This window comes from Methylobacterium sp. TK31 (assembly GCF_055361545.1).
Genome location: NZ_CM143964.1, coordinates 2867957 through 2882306, shown reverse-complemented (window position 1 = coordinate 2882306; position 14350 = coordinate 2867957). Strand labels below are relative to the sequence as shown.

At 69.1% G+C, this 14350-nt stretch carries 16 protein-coding genes; 8 read left to right on the top strand and 8 right to left on the bottom strand.

Translation table 11 applies throughout. The features are described 5' to 3' along the window. Nucleotides 1-41: 41 nt before the first annotated feature. The gene (locus ACXJY8_RS13385; protein ID WP_463769641.1) at nt 42-659 is read left to right on the top strand and encodes an EAL domain-containing protein; all 618 of its coding nucleotides are present in this window, start codon (nt 42-44) and stop codon (nt 657-659) included. Nucleotides 660-700: 41 nt separating this feature from the next. Here ACXJY8_RS13385 and ACXJY8_RS13380 read toward each other — a convergent pair whose 3' ends face one another. Next, complete coding sequence (locus ACXJY8_RS13380) at nt 701-1609, bottom strand: LysR family transcriptional regulator (RefSeq protein WP_463769638.1); 909 nt, start codon at nt 1607-1609, stop codon at nt 701-703. Between the two features lie 89 nt (nt 1610-1698). On the opposite strand from ACXJY8_RS13380, the gene ACXJY8_RS13375 reads away from it, so the two are divergent. Continuing rightward, nucleotides 1699-2142 (top strand): PACE efflux transporter, encoded by a 444-nt coding sequence (locus tag ACXJY8_RS13375; RefSeq protein ID WP_463769635.1) that lies wholly within the window; start codon nt 1699-1701, stop codon nt 2140-2142. Nucleotides 2143-2245: 103 nt separating this feature from the next. Here the strand turns inward: ACXJY8_RS13375 and ACXJY8_RS13370 are convergent, their stop codons facing one another. Continuing rightward, nucleotides 2246-4315, bottom strand: a complete 2070-nt coding sequence (locus ACXJY8_RS13370; protein WP_463769633.1) for a protein meaA — start codon at nt 4313-4315, stop codon at nt 2246-2248. A gap of 596 nt (nt 4316-4911) precedes the next feature. On the opposite strand from ACXJY8_RS13370, the gene ccrA reads away from it, so the two are divergent. Beyond that, complete coding sequence (ccrA, locus tag ACXJY8_RS13365) at nt 4912-6189, top strand: crotonyl-CoA carboxylase/reductase (protein WP_108034181.1); 1278 nt, start codon at nt 4912-4914, stop codon at nt 6187-6189. A gap of 66 nt (nt 6190-6255) precedes the next feature. Here ccrA and ACXJY8_RS13360 read toward each other — a convergent pair whose 3' ends face one another. Further along, nucleotides 6256-6423 (bottom strand): hypothetical protein, encoded by a 168-nt coding sequence (locus ACXJY8_RS13360; RefSeq protein WP_181017318.1) that lies wholly within the window; start codon nt 6421-6423, stop codon nt 6256-6258. A gap of 176 nt (nt 6424-6599) precedes the next feature. Between ACXJY8_RS13360 and leuD the strand changes: the two genes are divergently transcribed. The 4 genes from leuD (at nt 6600) to ACXJY8_RS13340 (ending at nt 9900) form a co-directional block, all read left to right on the top strand. Beyond that, a complete protein-coding gene (gene leuD, locus ACXJY8_RS13355; RefSeq protein ID WP_463769630.1) occupies nt 6600-7202 on the top strand; it encodes a 3-isopropylmalate dehydratase small subunit in 603 nt (200 codons plus the stop codon). Between the two features lie 171 nt (nt 7203-7373). Continuing rightward, the gene (locus ACXJY8_RS13350) at nt 7374-8579 is read left to right on the top strand and encodes a lytic murein transglycosylase (protein WP_463769628.1); all 1206 of its coding nucleotides are present in this window, start codon (nt 7374-7376) and stop codon (nt 8577-8579) included. After that, nucleotides 8576-8962: a RidA family protein gene (locus tag ACXJY8_RS13345; RefSeq protein ID WP_463769626.1), complete on the top strand. Its 387-nt coding sequence runs from the start codon at nt 8576-8578 to the stop codon at nt 8960-8962. Before ACXJY8_RS13350 ends, ACXJY8_RS13345 begins: the two co-directional genes overlap by 4 nt. A 14-nt stretch (nt 8963-8976) precedes the next feature. Continuing rightward, the gene (locus ACXJY8_RS13340) at nt 8977-9900 is read left to right on the top strand and encodes an NAD-dependent epimerase/dehydratase family protein (protein WP_463769624.1); all 924 of its coding nucleotides are present in this window, start codon (nt 8977-8979) and stop codon (nt 9898-9900) included. A 61-nt stretch (nt 9901-9961) separates the two neighbouring features. Here the strand turns inward: ACXJY8_RS13340 and ACXJY8_RS13335 are convergent, their stop codons facing one another. The 4 genes from ACXJY8_RS13335 to ACXJY8_RS13320 all read right to left on the bottom strand — a co-directional run bounded on the left by ACXJY8_RS13335 (nt 9962) and on the right by ACXJY8_RS13320 (nt 13222). Further along, nucleotides 9962-10297: a PepSY domain-containing protein gene (locus ACXJY8_RS13335; protein WP_463769622.1), complete on the bottom strand. Its 336-nt coding sequence runs from the start codon at nt 10295-10297 to the stop codon at nt 9962-9964. Nucleotides 10298-10407: 110 nt separating this feature from the next. Then, entirely contained in the window at nt 10408-11250 is an 843-nt protein-coding gene (locus tag ACXJY8_RS13330) for a DUF1206 domain-containing protein (RefSeq protein ID WP_463769620.1), read from the bottom strand. A 24-nt stretch (nt 11251-11274) separates the two neighbouring features. Continuing rightward, the gene (locus ACXJY8_RS13325; RefSeq protein WP_103709738.1) at nt 11275-11619 is read right to left on the bottom strand and encodes a hypothetical protein; all 345 of its coding nucleotides are present in this window, start codon (nt 11617-11619) and stop codon (nt 11275-11277) included. Between the two features lie 157 nt (nt 11620-11776). Next, on the bottom strand, nt 11777-13222 hold the full coding sequence (locus ACXJY8_RS13320; RefSeq protein ID WP_463769618.1) for a homospermidine synthase: 1446 nt from the start codon (nt 13220-13222) through the stop codon (nt 11777-11779). 320 nt (nt 13223-13542) lie between these two features. Here ACXJY8_RS13320 and ACXJY8_RS13315 point away from each other — a divergent pair, with 320 nt between their 5' ends. Next, nucleotides 13543-13719 (top strand): hypothetical protein, encoded by a 177-nt coding sequence (locus ACXJY8_RS13315; protein ID WP_292501913.1) that lies wholly within the window; start codon nt 13543-13545, stop codon nt 13717-13719. A 43-nt stretch (nt 13720-13762) separates the two neighbouring features. On the opposite strand, the gene ACXJY8_RS13310 is transcribed toward ACXJY8_RS13315, so the two are convergent. Next, nucleotides 13763-14335, bottom strand: coding sequence for a GNAT family N-acetyltransferase (locus ACXJY8_RS13310; RefSeq protein WP_463769615.1), 573 nt, complete (start codon nt 14333-14335; stop codon nt 13763-13765). Between the last annotated feature and the right edge of the window lie 15 nt (nt 14336-14350).

The following is a 14350-nucleotide window of genomic DNA, read 5'->3' as shown; positions in this document are numbered from 1 at the left end:
GTTCTCGGCGGTGTTCGAACGATCCCGAGATCGGTATCGCCGTGGGCGACGCCCTGCGGCGGCGGATCATCGCCGACATCCTGCACTGGACCAGCCTCGGACTCGATCCGGGCCGCGTCTTCCTGAACCTCTCCTCGGCCCAATTCGCCCAGGGCGACCTCGCCGGCACCTTCCTGGACGACGTCGACGCGGCAGGGCTGCCGCGCAGCCGGATCGGGGTCGAGGTGACCGAGACCGTGCTGCTCGGCAGCCATGTGGACCGGGTCAGCGATGTGCTGGCGGCCCTGCACGGCGGCGGCATCCGCGTGGCGCTGGACGATTTCGGCACCGGCTACGCCTCGCTCACCCATCTCAAGCAGTTCCCGGTGGACGAGATCAAGGTGGACCGGAGCTTCATCCGGGACCTGGAACGCGACGCCAACGACGCCGCGATCGTCACGGCGGTGCTCCAGCTCGGCCGCAGCCTCGGCCTCGACGTCACCGCCGAGGGCGTGGAGACCCCCGAGCAGGCCGCCTTCCTGCGCACGCATGGCTGCACGCATGTCCAGGGCTACCTCTACGGGAAGCCGATGGCCGAGGGCCGGGTGCCCTGGTTCCTGCGCGAACACGCCGACCGCCTCGGCGCTTCCGAGACCACGCGGATGCTCCGGACCGCCTGAGGCGGCATCCGACATCGCGCTCCGGCCGTCTGGACGCGGCCTCACCCCGCTCGGGCGGTTCCCGACAGGGCGCCGACCCGCTCGGCCGCGAAGCGCGCGCGCAGCCAGGCCGCGGCAGGACCGCAGGGGCGCTGCTTGTGCCAGACGAGCTCCAGGGCGATCGGCCAGTCGCCCTCATCGAACTGGAGGTCGGGCGTCACGAGGTCCGGAGCGGTCTGGGACGCGGCGATGACGTGATCGGTGACGAAGGCCCAGCCGATCCCGTGCTTCACCAGTTCGAGGATCACCCAGTGGCTCTCGACCCACCAGACCTCGGCGGCGACCCGCAGGCGCCGCTTCTCCGGTCCGTCGCTGCGGGCGGCGACAAGGATCTGACGGTGGCGCTTCAGCTCCTCCCATTCCACCCGCGCCTTCGCCAGCGGATGGTCGCGCCCGCAGACGAGCTTGAGCGGCACCCAGCCGATGGTCTGGAAGCCGAGTTCGGTGGGCAGCACCTCCTGGCGCCACATCACGCCGAGATCGGCCGCCCCGGACTGCACTATCCGGCTGACGTCCTCCATCAGCGGGAAGAGCAGTTCCAGCTCGACGAAGGGAAAGCGCCGGGCAAAATCCGCGAACAGGGCGCCGAGAGCGTGCTCGGGATAGAGCTCGTCGATCGCGACCACGAGTCGGTTCTCGACCCCCTGCTCCAGGCTGCGGGCCACGCCGACGAGGTGCTCCCGACGCTCGAGCACCACGCGCGCCTCCAGGAGCAGCCGCTCGCCCGCCGGGGTGAGGACCGGGTTGCGGCCTGCCCGGCTGAACAGGGTAACCCCGAGATCCGCCTCGAGATTGGCCACCTGGGTGCTCACCGCGGACTGGGCCTTGCGCAGCACGCGGGCCGCGCCCGAGAAGGACCCGGCCTCCGCTGCGGCCACGAACGCCTGAAGCTGGTCGAGCGACACCGTCATCTATCTGATTTCCGGATACGTCCTAACTTGTCGGGCGGGCTGCGCCAGATAGAACCCGGCGCCCCAACCCAGCAGTTCCAGGCAACCCCATGCGCAGTACCCGAGACCGTATCCGCCACGCCATCCTGTTCGAGCTCGTCGGGCTCAGCCTCATGATCCCGCTCGGGACAGTGCTGTTCGGCCTGCACGCCTCGGCCATGGGCGTGATCGGCATGGGCAGCGCCCTGGCCGCGACGGCCTGGAACTACGTCTACAATCTCGGCTTCGACCGGACGATGCAGCGCCTGGCCGGGCATACGCGGAAGAGTCTCTGGCTGCGGGCGATGCACGCCGTGCTGTTCGAGGCCGGCCTGCTCGTGATCCTGCTGCCGCCGATCGCCTGGTATCTCGGCATCGGGCTCGTCGAGGCGTTCTTTATGGATCTCGCGATCGCGGCCTTCTACGTGGCCTACGCCTTCGTCTTCAACTTGGCCTACGATTGGGCCTTTCCCCTGCGGGACTGGGGCGCGGTGGCGACGGGACCGGCGCGCTGAGACGCAGCCTCGCCGCCCGGCTCCGCCCGCGCACATTCGCCCAAAGGGTCTCGATCTCTGAACGGCGGGCGCCGCCCGGGGGAAGGCGGCGTCCGCTACGCTCTCAGAACACCTTCTCGGCAGTGTCGCTGCGCGGGGCCGCCCCCGCGATGCCGGCCCTGGCGTCGGCCTGTTCGGCGGCGCGCTTGTCGAGGGCGCGCTCCACCACCTTGGCGATGCCTACCATGATGGTGTCGAGGACGTAGTCCTTCGGGGTGTAGACCGCCGTGACGCCCATGTTCTTCAGCACCAGCTCGTCGTCCGGCGAGATGATGCCGCCGACCACGAGCGGGATGTGATCGAGGCCGGCCTCGCGCATCTTCGCCCGCACGTCGCGCACCAGCGGCACATGGCTGCCCGAGAGGATCGACAGGCCGACCACGTGGGCGCCGGTGGACTTGGCCTTGGCGACGATCTCGGCGGGCGTCTGACGGATGCCGTCATAGGTCACGTCGAAGCCGACGTCGCGGGCGCGCAGCGCGATCTGCTCGGCGCCGTTGGAATGGCCGTCGAGGCCGGGCTTGCCGACCACGAGCTTCGGCGTCTCGCCCAGGCGCTCGCCGAGGTCCGCGATGAGCAGCTTGGCGTCCTGGGCCGCCCCGGAGGAGATGGTCTCCAGGGTGACGCCGGTGGGCGCGCGGTATTCGCCGAAGACCTGGCGCAGGCGGCTGCCCCACTCGCCGGTCGTCACCCCGGCCTTCGCCGCCGCGATCGAGACCGGCATGATGTTGGCGCCTGAGCGCGCGGCGGCCTCGAGATCGTCGAGGGCCTTCTCCACCGCCTTGCCGTCGCGCTTCGTGCGCCACTCGCGGATGCGCTGCTCGGCCTCCATCTCGACCGTTTCCGAGACGGTGAAGATCGCCCCCTCGCCGGCGGTCAGCGGGGAGGGCTCGCCCGCCTGGAACTTGTTCACGCCGACGACGACCTGATCGCCGGCCTCGATCGCCGAGATGCGCTTGGCGTTGGATTCCACGAGCGCACGCTTGAGGGCACCGGTCTCGACCGCCGCCACGGCGCCGCCGATGCCGCCGATCTCCTCCAGGGCCTTGCGGGTCTCGGCCTTCAGGGCCTCGACCTTGGCGTCGATGACCTTCGAGCCGTCGAAGATGTCGTCGTATTCCAGGAGATCCGTCTCGAAGGCGAGGATCTGCTGCATGCGCATGGACCATTGCTGGTCCCAGGGGCGCGGCAGGCCGAGGGCCTCGTTCCAGGCCGGCAGCTGCACGGCGCGGGCACGGGCGCGCTTCGACAGGGTGACGGCCAGCATCTCGATGAGGATGCGGTGGACGTTGTTCTCGGGCTGCTGCTCCGTGAGCCCGAGGGAGTTCACCTGGACGCCGTAGCGGAAGATGCGCTTCTTCGGGTCGGTAATGCCGTAGCGCTCCTGGGCGATCTCGTCCCAGAGTTCGGAGAACGCCCGCATCTTGCAGATCTCGGTGACGAACCGCATGCCGGCATTCACGAAGAATGAGATCCGGCTGAACACGTCGGCGAAGCTCGCCTCGTCGAAATCGGGATCGTCGCGCACCGTGTCGAGCACCGCGATGGCGATGGCCAGCGCGTAGGACAGCTCCTGCACCGGCGTCGCTCCGGCCTCCTGCAGGTGGTAGGAGCAGACGTTCATCGGGTTCCACTTCGGCACTTCCTTGGTCGTGAACAGGATCACGTCCTTGGTCAGCCGAAGGGAGGGCGCGGGCGGGAACACGTAGGTGCCGCGCGAGAGGTATTCCTTGATGATGTCGTTCTGGGTGGTGCCCTGCAGCCCCGCGAACGGCGCGCCCTGCTCCTCGGCCACCGCGAGGTAGAGCGACAGCAGCCACGGCGCCGTGGCGTTGATCGTCATCGAGGTGTTCATCTGCTGCAGCGGAATCTGGTCGAACAGGGTCCGCATGTCGCCCAGATGCGCGATCGAGACGCCGACCTTGCCGACCTCGCCCCGGGCGAGCTCGTGGTCCGGATCGTAGCCGGTCTGGGTCGGCAGGTCGAAGGCCACCGAGAGCCCGGTCTGCCCCTTGGCCAGGTTTCCGCGGTAGAGCGCGTTCGACTCCTTGGCGTTGGAATGGCCCGCATAGGTGCGGATGATCCACGGCTTGTCGCGCTTCGTCGTCTCGGCGACCGCTGCCTGTCCGCTCATCCCGGAACACTCCCTCAAGACTGAATTTGATGTGATCTCAAATTGCATTTGACTGCTGTCGACCACTTGCCGCGCACCCTAGCGAAGCGCGTTCGCCGCGTCATCAGCACCAAAGAACATCCGGAGCAGCCCGGCACTCCGGTCTCTCGCTGATGCCTCGAACTCACGAAAACGTGCCGCGCGCCCGGGGGGCGTTCGATCCGAGGCGCGCGCCACCGGCCGTCTTCCTCCGGGCGGGGCTTACTGCCCTGTGGACAAAATCCGCGAGCCTATGAGCAGTGGCCGGCTTCCCGACACTTCACAGGATTGGACATTGGTACAAGCCGATGCTCTGCCTGGACCGCCCCGTGCCGGCCGTCCGAAGATCGAAACTCTTCGGGCCTGGGTGAATAAGCCTGGGTATGAAGGGCGCTAAGGGCCCGGCAGACCACAATAATATTGAATACAGGATGGCGAGCCCCCAGGCCGCGGCTTCATCTTGAGGGCGTGAAGGTTTCTTGGCCCCAGTTGAAAAGATTCTTGCCCGTTCGGGCTCTTGGACGGCTCCCGGTTCGCCGATATAGCAAGCAGCACAAGAAGTCATGGGGAGAGCCAAGATGGCCGCGAGCGCTGCGTCGAGCACGACGGAACTGAAGGACCTGTACGAGATGGGCGAGGTTCCGCCCCTCGGTCATGTGCCGGCCAAGATGTACGCCTGGGCGATCCGGCGCGAGCGCCATGGACCGCCGGAGCAGTCGCACCAGCTCGAGGTGCTGCCCGTCTGGGAGATCGGCGACGACGAGGTGCTGGTCTACGTCATGGCCGCCGGCGTGAACTACAACGGCGTCTGGGCCGGCCTCGGCGAGCCGATCTCGCCCTTCGACGTCCACAAGGGCGAGTACCACATCGCCGGCTCGGACGCTTCGGGCATCGTCTGGAAGGTCGGCGCCAAGGTGAAGCGCTGGAAGGTCGGCGACGAGGTCATCGTCCACTGCAACCGCGACGACGGCGACGACGAGGAGTGCAACGGCGGCGACCCGATGTTCTCGCCCTCGCAGCGCATCTGGGGCTACGAGACGGGTGACGGCTCCTTCGCCCAGTTCTGCCGGGTGCAGTCGCGCCAGCTCATGGTCCGCCCCAAGCACCTGACCTGGGAAGAGGCGGCCTGCTACACGCTCACCCTCGCCACGGCCTACCGCATGCTGTTCGGCCACGCGCCCCACACCGTGCGGCCGGGCCAGAACGTGCTGGTCTGGGGCGCGTCGGGCGGTCTCGGCGTGTTCGCGGTGCAGCTCTGCGCGGCCTCGGGCGCCAACGCCATCGCGGTGATCTCCGACGACACCAAGCGCGACTACGTCATGAGCCTGGGCGCCAAGGGCGTGATCAACCGCAAGGAGTTCGACTGCTGGGGCCAGCTGCCCAAGGTGAACTCGCCCGAGTACAACACCTGGCTCAAGGAAGCCCGCAAGTTCGGCAAGGCGATCTGGGACATCACCGGCAAGGGCAACGACGTCGACATCGTCTTCGAGCACCCGGGCGAGTCGACCTTCCCGGTCTCGACCCTGGTGGCCAAGCGCGGCGGCATGATCGTGTTCTGCGCCGGCACCACCGGCTTCAACATCACCTTCGATGCCCGCTACGTCTGGATGCGCCAGAAGCGGATCCAGGGCTCGCACTTCGCCCACCTCAAGCAGGCTTCGGCCGCCAACCAGTTCGTGCTCGACCAGCGCATCGACCCCTGCATGAGCGAGGTCTTCCCCTGGGAGAAGATTCCCCAGGCCCATACGAAGATGTGGAAGAACCAGCACGCCCCGGGCAACATGGCCTGTCTCGTCAACGCCCCCCGCGCCGGTCTGCGCACGGTCGAGGACGTGATCGAAGCCGGAAAGCGCTAGGCGTTCCGCCGCTGCGCCGAACCCGACACGGCCCTCCCGCCTCGGCGGGCGGGCTCGAACCGTCCCTCACCTGCCCTTCTCGGAGGGCAGGTGCTTGGCGTATTCCTCGCGCTCTTCCTTCTGCTTGATCAGGTCCGCGTAGGCTTGGCGCATCTCGGGCGACACCGTCACCGAGCGGGCTTTCTCCTTCTTGCGCTTGGGCGCCTTCTTGAATTGGTTCGTGGTCTCGGCCATCGCTGCCCCCTGTCATGCCTGGACAGCGAGCATAGGCGCGATGCACGACGATCGCGAGACGCGGCGGCCCCGTCTTTCAGGGGCGCCCCCCGGCTGTTAGATGTCGCCCAAGCGCGACGCCCCGACCGTCCCTGGGAAAGGCCTCCGCGCATCGCGAGACCACGGCGACCGGCATCATGGAAAAGTTCACCACCCTGGAGGGCGTCGCGGCGCCCATGCGGATCATCAACGTCGACACCGACCGGATCATCCCGAAGCAGTACCTCAAGACCATCAAGCGCACCGGCCTCGGCAAGGGGCTGTTCTCCGAGATGCGCTACCGCGACGACGGCTCGGAGAACCCGGATTTCGTGCTGAACAAGCCGGCCTACCGCAACGCCCGGATCCTCGTCGTCGGCGACAATTTCGGCTGCGGTTCGTCGCGCGAGCATGCGCCCTGGGCCCTGACCGACTTCGGCATCCGCTGCGTCATCTCGACGAGCTTCGCCGACATCTTCTTCAACAACTGCGCGAAGAACGGCATCCTGGCGATCACGGTCTCGCCGGAGGATCTCGAGAAGCTGTTCGAGGATGCCGAGCGCGGCTCCAACGCGACCCTGTCGGTGGATCTCGAAGCCCAGACCATCAAGGGGCCGGACGGCGGCACCCTGCACTTCGACATCGATCCCGGCCGCAAGGAAAGCCTCCTCAACGGTCTCGACGAGATCGGCCTGACCCTCAAGCGCGCACCGGCCATCGACGCCTACGAGCAGAAGCTCGCCGCGCGCGGCTTCGCCTGAGGCCGTTCGAAGCCGGCTCTCCCGCCCGCTCAGCCGGGGGCCGGGCTCGGGGTGGCCGGGTTCGCATGTCGACCTTTCCGGTCATTCCACCCCGGCCTCAACCGTTCGTTAACCCTGGTATCGCCTGAATCGGCGATCACAGTCTCGACGAACGCATGGGCGGAGAACACGATGGCATTCGGCCGATCGGGCAAGACGGCGACCCTCTCCTGCGGAGCCGCCGCGGCGCTCCTGGCGATCTGCGCACCGGCCCGGGCCGATTTCCAGGATTGCCTCGGGAGCCTCCAGGCGCAGGCCGCCGCACAGGGCATCTCGGCTCAGACCTTCCGGGCGGCGACGGCCGGCATCAGCTACGACGAGAAGGTGATCGAGCTGAGCCAGGCCCAGCCCGAGTTCAAGACGCCGATCTGGGACTACATGGCCGCCCTGGTCGACGAGGAGCGCGTCGACGACGGCAAGGCCGCCATGCGCCAGCATGCGCAGGCCCTGGCCAATGCGGAAGCCCGCTACGGCGTCGACCGGCACACCATCGCGGCGGTCTGGGGCGTCGAGTCGAACTTCGGCAAGAACCTCGGCAAGATGCCGCTGGTGCAGTCCTTCGCCACCCTGATCTGCGCGAACCATCGCCGGAAGGAGTTCTTCAAGGGCGAGCTGATGGCCACATTGAAGATCATCGAGCGCGGCGACATCGATCCCTCTCGGCTGAACGGCTCCTGGGCTGGCGCCTTCGGGCAGACCCAGTTCATGCCCACCACCTATCAGCGCCTCGCCGTCGACGGCGACGGCGACGGGCGCCGCGACCTCGTCGATTCGGTGCCGGATGCCGTCGCCTCCACGGCGAACTTCCTGCGCGTGGCCAAGTGGAACAACGGCCAGCCCTGGGGCTATGAGGTGAAGGTGCCGCGCGGCTTCAATGCCGGCGCGGCCGGGCGCAAGAACAAGAAGGCGATCGCGCACTGGGCCTCCCTCGGGGTGACCCGCATCGACGGGCGTCCGCTCTCGGGCGAGGGCCCCGCCGGCATCCTGCTGCCGGCCGGCATCGACGGACCGGCCTTCCTGGTGACGAAGAACTTCGACGCGCTCTATTCCTACAACGCCGCCGAATCCTACGGCCTCGCCATCGCGGTGCTGTCCGACCGCCTGCGCGGCCGCGGCGGCATTCAGGCCGACTGGCCGACCGACGATCCGCCGCTGTCGCGGGCCGAGCGCCGCGACCTGCAGGCCCGGCTGACGAAGCGCGGCTTCGACGTCGGCGAGCCGGACGGCAAGGTCGGGTCCAAGACCCGCGACGCCATCAAGGAGGTCGAGCGCAGTCTCGGCATGCCGGCGACGGGACGGCCGGGCGCCAAGGTTCTGGAAGCGCTCCGGCGCGGATGAGCGCACGCCGCCTGATCGGGTCCGGCTCGCCCTTCGAGGCGGCCTACGGCTATTCCCGCGCCGTGGTGCAGGGCGGTTTCGTCTTCGTCGCCGGCACCACCGGCTACGACTACGCCACAATGACGATGCCGGAGACGGCCGCCGATCAGGCCGAGGCCTGCTGGCGCACCATCGCGGGCGTGCTGACCGAGGCCGGCGCCGGCCTCTCCGATATCGTCCGGGCGACCTACTACGTCACGGACCGGGCGGGGGCCGACGCGGTGCTCGAAGTCTGCGGCCGGGTCCTGGCCGAGGTCCGGCCCGCCGCGACGATCGTCGTGGTGGCCGGGCTGTTGCGTCCGGAGATGAAGGTCGAGATCGAGGTCACGGCGCTGCGGCCATAGGGAGGGCTCGACCATTGGGCGGACCGCTGATCGCACTCACCGGCGCCACCGGCTTCATCGGGCGCCACCTGCTGCAGAGCCTGACGGGACGCGGCTTTCGGGTGCGCGTCCTGCTCCGCCGCCCGGTGGAGGTCCCGGCGGGCGCGAGCAGCGCCGTCGTCGGCGACCTGGCCCGTCCGATGAATATGGCGGCGGCCCTCGCGGGGGTCGACGCGGTGGTGCATTCCGCCGGTCTGTCCCCGACGATGTCGGGGACGCCGGAGGACGATTTCCGCGCGTCGAACACCCAGGCGACCCTGCGTCTCGCCGAGGCGGCCGTCCGGGCTCGGGTCCAGCGCTTCGTCTTCCTGTCCTCGATCCGGGCCATGACCGGGATCTCGGCGCCCGACATCGTCACGGAGGCCGATGCCCCGGCGCCCACCGAGGCCTATGGCCGCTCGAAGCTCGCCGCCGAGGCGACCCTGGCCGGCACGGACCTCGACTGGGTCGCCCTGCGGCCGGTGCTGGTCTACGGCGCCGGTGTGAAGGGCAATGTCGCGACGTTGCTGCAACTGGCGCGCTCGGCCGCGCCGCTTCCCTTCGCGCGCCTCGACGCCCGGCGCTCCCTCGTCTCGATGGAGTCGCTGGCCGGGGCGGTCGCCGTCGCGCTCGCGGCGCCGGGTCCGCTGCGTCGTCCGCTGATCGTGGCCGAGCCCGATCCGCTGACGCCGGGCGAGATGGTGGCGGCGCTGCGGGCCGGCCTCGGACGGCGCGCCGCGCTGCTGCCGGCACCCACCTCTCTGCTGGGGCTCGCATGTCGGCTGACGGGACGGGAAGCGGTCTTCGCCCGCCTGTCCACCAGCCTCGTCGCCCGCGCCGATGCCCTGTCGGCGCTCGGCTGGGCGCCCGACTGTACGGCGCGGGACGGACTCGCGCGCTTCGCCCGCGGCCAGGCATGACGAAGGCCCGGTGCAGAGCGCCGGGCCTCCAAACACTCGGTATTTCGCGTCGTATACGCTGTCAGCGACGGACGTCGAGGACGTCGCCCGAGCGGCTGTCGAGCACGACGGTGATGTCGTCGCCGCGACGGTCCGAGCCCCGGACGATGAGGCGCGGTCCACGCCGGTCGACGCCGTCGACGTCGACGAGGCCCTCGCGGCGGGCGATGCGCGCCGCTTCGCCCCGGGTCAGCTCGCTGCGCGGCGGGCCGCGATCGTCGAAGCCGCGGCGATAGCCGGGATCGACCTGGACGCCGCCGGGCCCGATCGAGATCCCTTGCGCGACGGCGGGCGCCGCGGCGAGGCCGAGACTCAGGGCGATGAGCCCTCCGGCCCAGATGTTCGTGCGAATAGGCATGGTGTCTTCCCCCTTCTTGCGGGTCCGGCGCCGGTGGACAGCCTCCACCGCCCCAGGACCCGAGATCAGGGCCTCAATCGACCGATATCCGCTTTTGTTCCTTTTTCGCGTCAGCGCACGGACCGCAGGGCGGCCGCGACGGCATCGTCGGTCTGGTCGATATCGGGCGCATCGATGTGCCGGAAGCGCGCCTGGATCAGTCCGAAGGCCCCGAAGGCGAAATGGCCCGCCGCCACGATGGCGAGCAGGACCCAGCCGTAGGGCTGTGCCCGCAGGGCCGCGAAGGCGCCGGCGAGGCCCTTCACCTCGGAGGAGGCCTGATACCAAGCCGCCGCGATGAAGAACCCGCCGATGATCAGGAAGGCGACTCCGCGGGCGGCGTAGCCGAACTGTCCGACCGGTTTGGCCCAGCGGCAATGGTCGGCATCGAGCTTCAGGCGATCGGTCACGTCGCCCTTGAACGCCTTGACCAGGAAGGCGACGCCGCCGCCCATCACGCCGAGGCCGATCAGGCCGACCAGCCAGAGACCGAAGGGCTTGGCCAGCAGCCAGGCCGTCCAGTCCTGCGCGGCGTCGCCGCCCTTGCGCCCGAGCCCCAGGGCGAGGCTCGCCGCGGTGACAGAGAGGCCGGTATAGATCGCGGCGCTCAGAAGGTGGGCGAGGCGGACGACCACGCCCTTGAGGGAGGTCCCGCGCCGGTCGGCATCGGTGATGCTCTCGATGAAGCGCCAGACAGCGAAGCCCAGAAGACCCAGCGCGATCAGACCGACGAGGACGACGCCGAACGGGCCGGCCAGGACCCAGCGGAGCGCGCTCTCGCTGTCGCCGGCCCGACCGCCCTGGCCGATGGCGGCCAGCACCGCCAGCCCCCCGATGATGCAATAGACGATGCCGCGGGCGCCGTAGCCGAACCGAGCGACGCGCTCGATGGTGTTGTGTCCGAGGTTCAGCAAGGCGTTTCCCGGTATCCCGTGACGTCATCCGTCCGAGGAACGCGCAGCCTTCCCGGATAGTGCCACGTAGAATCCGAGGCCGTCGCCGGCCGGCAGGGTCTGGAGTCGATCGACGAGCCCCTTGCGCTTGGCGTCGAGGAGCAGGCGCCCGATCGGCTGGAACAGGGTCTCGCCGCCGCCCTCGGGGGGCGGGGCCAGGCGGATCGCCACCGTCTTGCCCTTCCCGAAGCGGCTGCGTTCCAGCATGTCCGCGAGCGATGCCTCCGCCGTCGGGCGATTGGTCTCGCGCAGGTCGAGGACGGATTCCGCATCGGTGACCCCGAGCGAGCCGCGCAGCTTGTTGGCGTAGAAATCTTCGAAGTGGGGCACCGGGCAACTCAGTCCTGGCTGGAGACGAAGACGGCGAGACGCTTTGCAGCGTCCCGCCATCGTAGACGTCCGTCAGTCCCAGGCACAACGGCCTTCCGATGCCTCACGCATCCTCCCGGCGCGGGCCGCCGTGCCGGGAGGGCGGGAGGGCGCCGGCTCAGCCGTGCACGAGCACGTTCCGGAACTGCCAGGGATCGCTGGTGTCGATGTCCTCGGGGAACAGGCCCGGGCGGCCGGTCAGCGGGGTCCAGTCGGTATAGACGCCGATGACGGGGCCGAGATACGGGGTCTGCACCTCGAGGCAGCGGCGGAAATCCATCTCGTCCGCCTCGACGATGCCGGCCTCCGGGTTCTCAAGCGCCCAGACCATGCCGGCGAGCACGGCGGAGGTCACCTGCAGGCCGGTGGCGTTCTGGTAGGGGGCGATCCGCCGGGTCTCCTCGATGGAGAGCTGCGAGCCGTACCAGTAGGCGTTCTTGGCGTGGCCGTAGAGGAGGACGCCGAGTTCGTCGATGCCGTCCACGATCTCGGTCTCGTCGAGGATGTGGTGCTGCTCCTGCACCTTGCCGCCGTTGCCGAACATCTCGTGCAGCGACAGCACCGCATCGTTGGCCGGATGGTAGGCGTAGTGGCAGGTCGGCCGGTAGGCGGCGCGCTCGCCCTCCAGGACCGTGTAGTAGTCGGAGATCGACACCGCCTCGTTGTGGGTCACGAGGAAGCCGAACTGCGACTGCGCCGTCGGCGTCCACGAGCGGACGCGGGTGTCGGCTCCGGGCTGAAGCAGGTAGATCGCGCAGCGCGAGCCCTTCTCCTGCTGGCGGCCGTTCTCCGGCATCCAGGTCTCGTGGGTGCCCCAGCCGAGTTCGGCGGGCTGGTTGCCCTCGGAGACGAAGCCTTCCACAGACCAGGTGTTCACGAACACGCCCATGGGCTTGGCCGACTTGGCGCGCTGCGTGTCGCGCTCGGCGATGTGGACGCCCTTGACGCCGACCTCGCGCATGAGCCCGGCCCAGCCGGCGCGGTCCTTCGGCTCGGCGGTCTTCAGACCGAGGTCGCCGGCGATGTTCAGGAGGGCCTGCTTGACGAACCACGAGACCATGCCGGGATTGGCGCCGCAGCAGGAGACGGCGGTGGTGCCGCCGGGCGCGGCGGTGCGGGCGTCCAGGATCTCCTGACGCAGCGCGTAGTTGGTGCGGTCGCCCTGGCTCTTGTTCTTGTCGAAGTAGAAGCCCGGCCACGGCTCCGCGACGGTGTCGATGTAGAAGGCGCCGAGTTCGCGGCAGAGCTCCATGATCGCCCGCGACGAGGTGTCGACCGAGAGGTTGACGCAGAAGCCCTGGCCGCCGCCCTCGGTGAGCAGCGGCGTCAGCACGTCGCGATAGTTCTCCTTGGTCAGAGCTACCTGCTCGAAGCGCAGGCCGTGCTGGTCGGCCAGGGCCTTGTGCGCGTCGGAGGGCTCGATGACCGTGAAGCGTGCCTTGTCGTACTCGAAGTGACGCTCGATCAGCGGGAGCGTGCCGCGCCCGATGGAGCCGAAGCCGATCATCACGATGGGGCCGGTGATGCGGCCGTGGACGGGCCAGGAGGAAGCGGCTTCGGTCATAGGCAGGAAATCCTTCTCAAACGCGTCTTGCGGTCGTCGTACGGCGACCGCATGCCTTAGGCGCCGGAAATGACGAACAAGCGACGGGGTCAGTGACGTTTGCAGACCCGGCGGTCAACCGCAGCCTCTCGTCCCGCACACGCGCAGGCGACCGATGCTTACGGAAGATTGAAACTGCGCATGCCCTACACGCAGGGCATCATCCCATTCCGATGTGTTGCGGGGCCTGCCCGCAATCGCAATATTGCAGTGCAACAGAACAAGACAAGAGCGATCTTTCGAGAGGAAGCGTCCGTCACCCTACGCCACGGACCTTTGCCATGCTCGCCCTCATCACCTCACGCCTGGCCGCTCCCGTCGACGAGCCCGTTGATCGCGATCCCGGCATCATCACCCTGGCCGCCTCGCTGCTCCGCGCCGTCACTCGCCGCCACGATGCCGCCTTCCAGCGCCGCTGCGATCTCGCCGCCAAGGCGGACCATCACACCAACGTCTGACCAGGGGCCATGCCGGGCCGCAGGCGCTGCGCCGGCCTGATCGTCAGGCGACCCGTCGTCGGGACGCCGCATCGGCCTCGGCAGCTACGGCCGGTTCCTCGACGAAGGCCGCCGCCTGGTCCCAGGCGCCCGTGGCCCGCAGGATGCCGCGTGCGCCGGCGAGCGCTCCCTGACGCAGTTCGAGTCCCAGGAAGCGCTCGCGTTCGAAGGGGCCGGGCATGAACAGTCCTGCCGCGAGCCCGGCCGAGAAGCCGAAGCGCGCATAATAGGGCGCATCCCCTATCAGCAATACCGCGCCGTGGCCGAGGATTTCCGCCCGGCGCAGGGCCGCCCGCATCAGGATCGAGCCGAGTCCGAGCCCCTGGATCGTCGGGTCGACCGCCAGCGGCCCCAGCAGCAGGGCGGAACGACGCGGGCCGGCCTCCACGTGCCACAGGCGGCAGGTGCCGACGATCCGGCCGTCCTGCTCGGCGGTGAGGGCCAGGCCCTCGGCCGGAAGCCGGCCCTCGCGCAGGCGCTCGGACGTCTTCAGGCGGCGTGCCTCGCCGAGGCAGGCATCGAGGAGGTGCTCGCGGGCGACGACGTCGCCGGCCACTTCATCACGGATCTGGACCAAGGCCGCACCCTTCCC

Bases quoted from the DNA above. Each gene is read 5' to 3' on its own strand.
- ACXJY8_RS13315 (WP_292501913.1), top strand. From the start codon at position 13,543: ATGCTCGCCCTCATCACCTCACGCCTGGCCGCTCCCGTCGACGAGCCC.
- ccrA (WP_108034181.1), top strand. From the start codon at position 4,912: ATGGCCGCGAGCGCTGCGTCGAGCACGACGGAACTGAAGGACCTGTAC.
- ACXJY8_RS13360 (WP_181017318.1), bottom strand. From the start codon at position 6,423: ATGGCCGAGACCACGAACCAATTCAAGAAGGCGCCCAAGCGCAAGAAG.
- leuD (WP_463769630.1), top strand. From the start codon at position 6,600: ATGGAAAAGTTCACCACCCTGGAGGGCGTCGCGGCGCCCATGCGGATC.
- ACXJY8_RS13380 (WP_463769638.1), bottom strand. From the start codon at position 1,609: ATGACGGTGTCGCTCGACCAGCTTCAGGCGTTCGTGGCCGCAGCGGAG.
- ACXJY8_RS13345 (WP_463769626.1), top strand. From the start codon at position 8,576: ATGAGCGCACGCCGCCTGATCGGGTCCGGCTCGCCCTTCGAGGCGGCC.
- ACXJY8_RS13350 (WP_463769628.1), top strand. From the start codon at position 7,374: ATGGCATTCGGCCGATCGGGCAAGACGGCGACCCTCTCCTGCGGAGCC.
- ACXJY8_RS13335 (WP_463769622.1), bottom strand. From the start codon at position 10,297: ATGCCTATTCGCACGAACATCTGGGCCGGAGGGCTCATCGCCCTGAGT.
- ACXJY8_RS13375 (WP_463769635.1), top strand. From the start codon at position 1,699: ATGCGCAGTACCCGAGACCGTATCCGCCACGCCATCCTGTTCGAGCTC.
- ACXJY8_RS13320 (WP_463769618.1), bottom strand. From the start codon at position 13,222: ATGACCGAAGCCGCTTCCTCCTGGCCCGTCCACGGCCGCATCACCGGC.
- ACXJY8_RS13370 (WP_463769633.1), bottom strand. From the start codon at position 4,315: ATGAGCGGACAGGCAGCGGTCGCCGAGACGACGAAGCGCGACAAGCCG.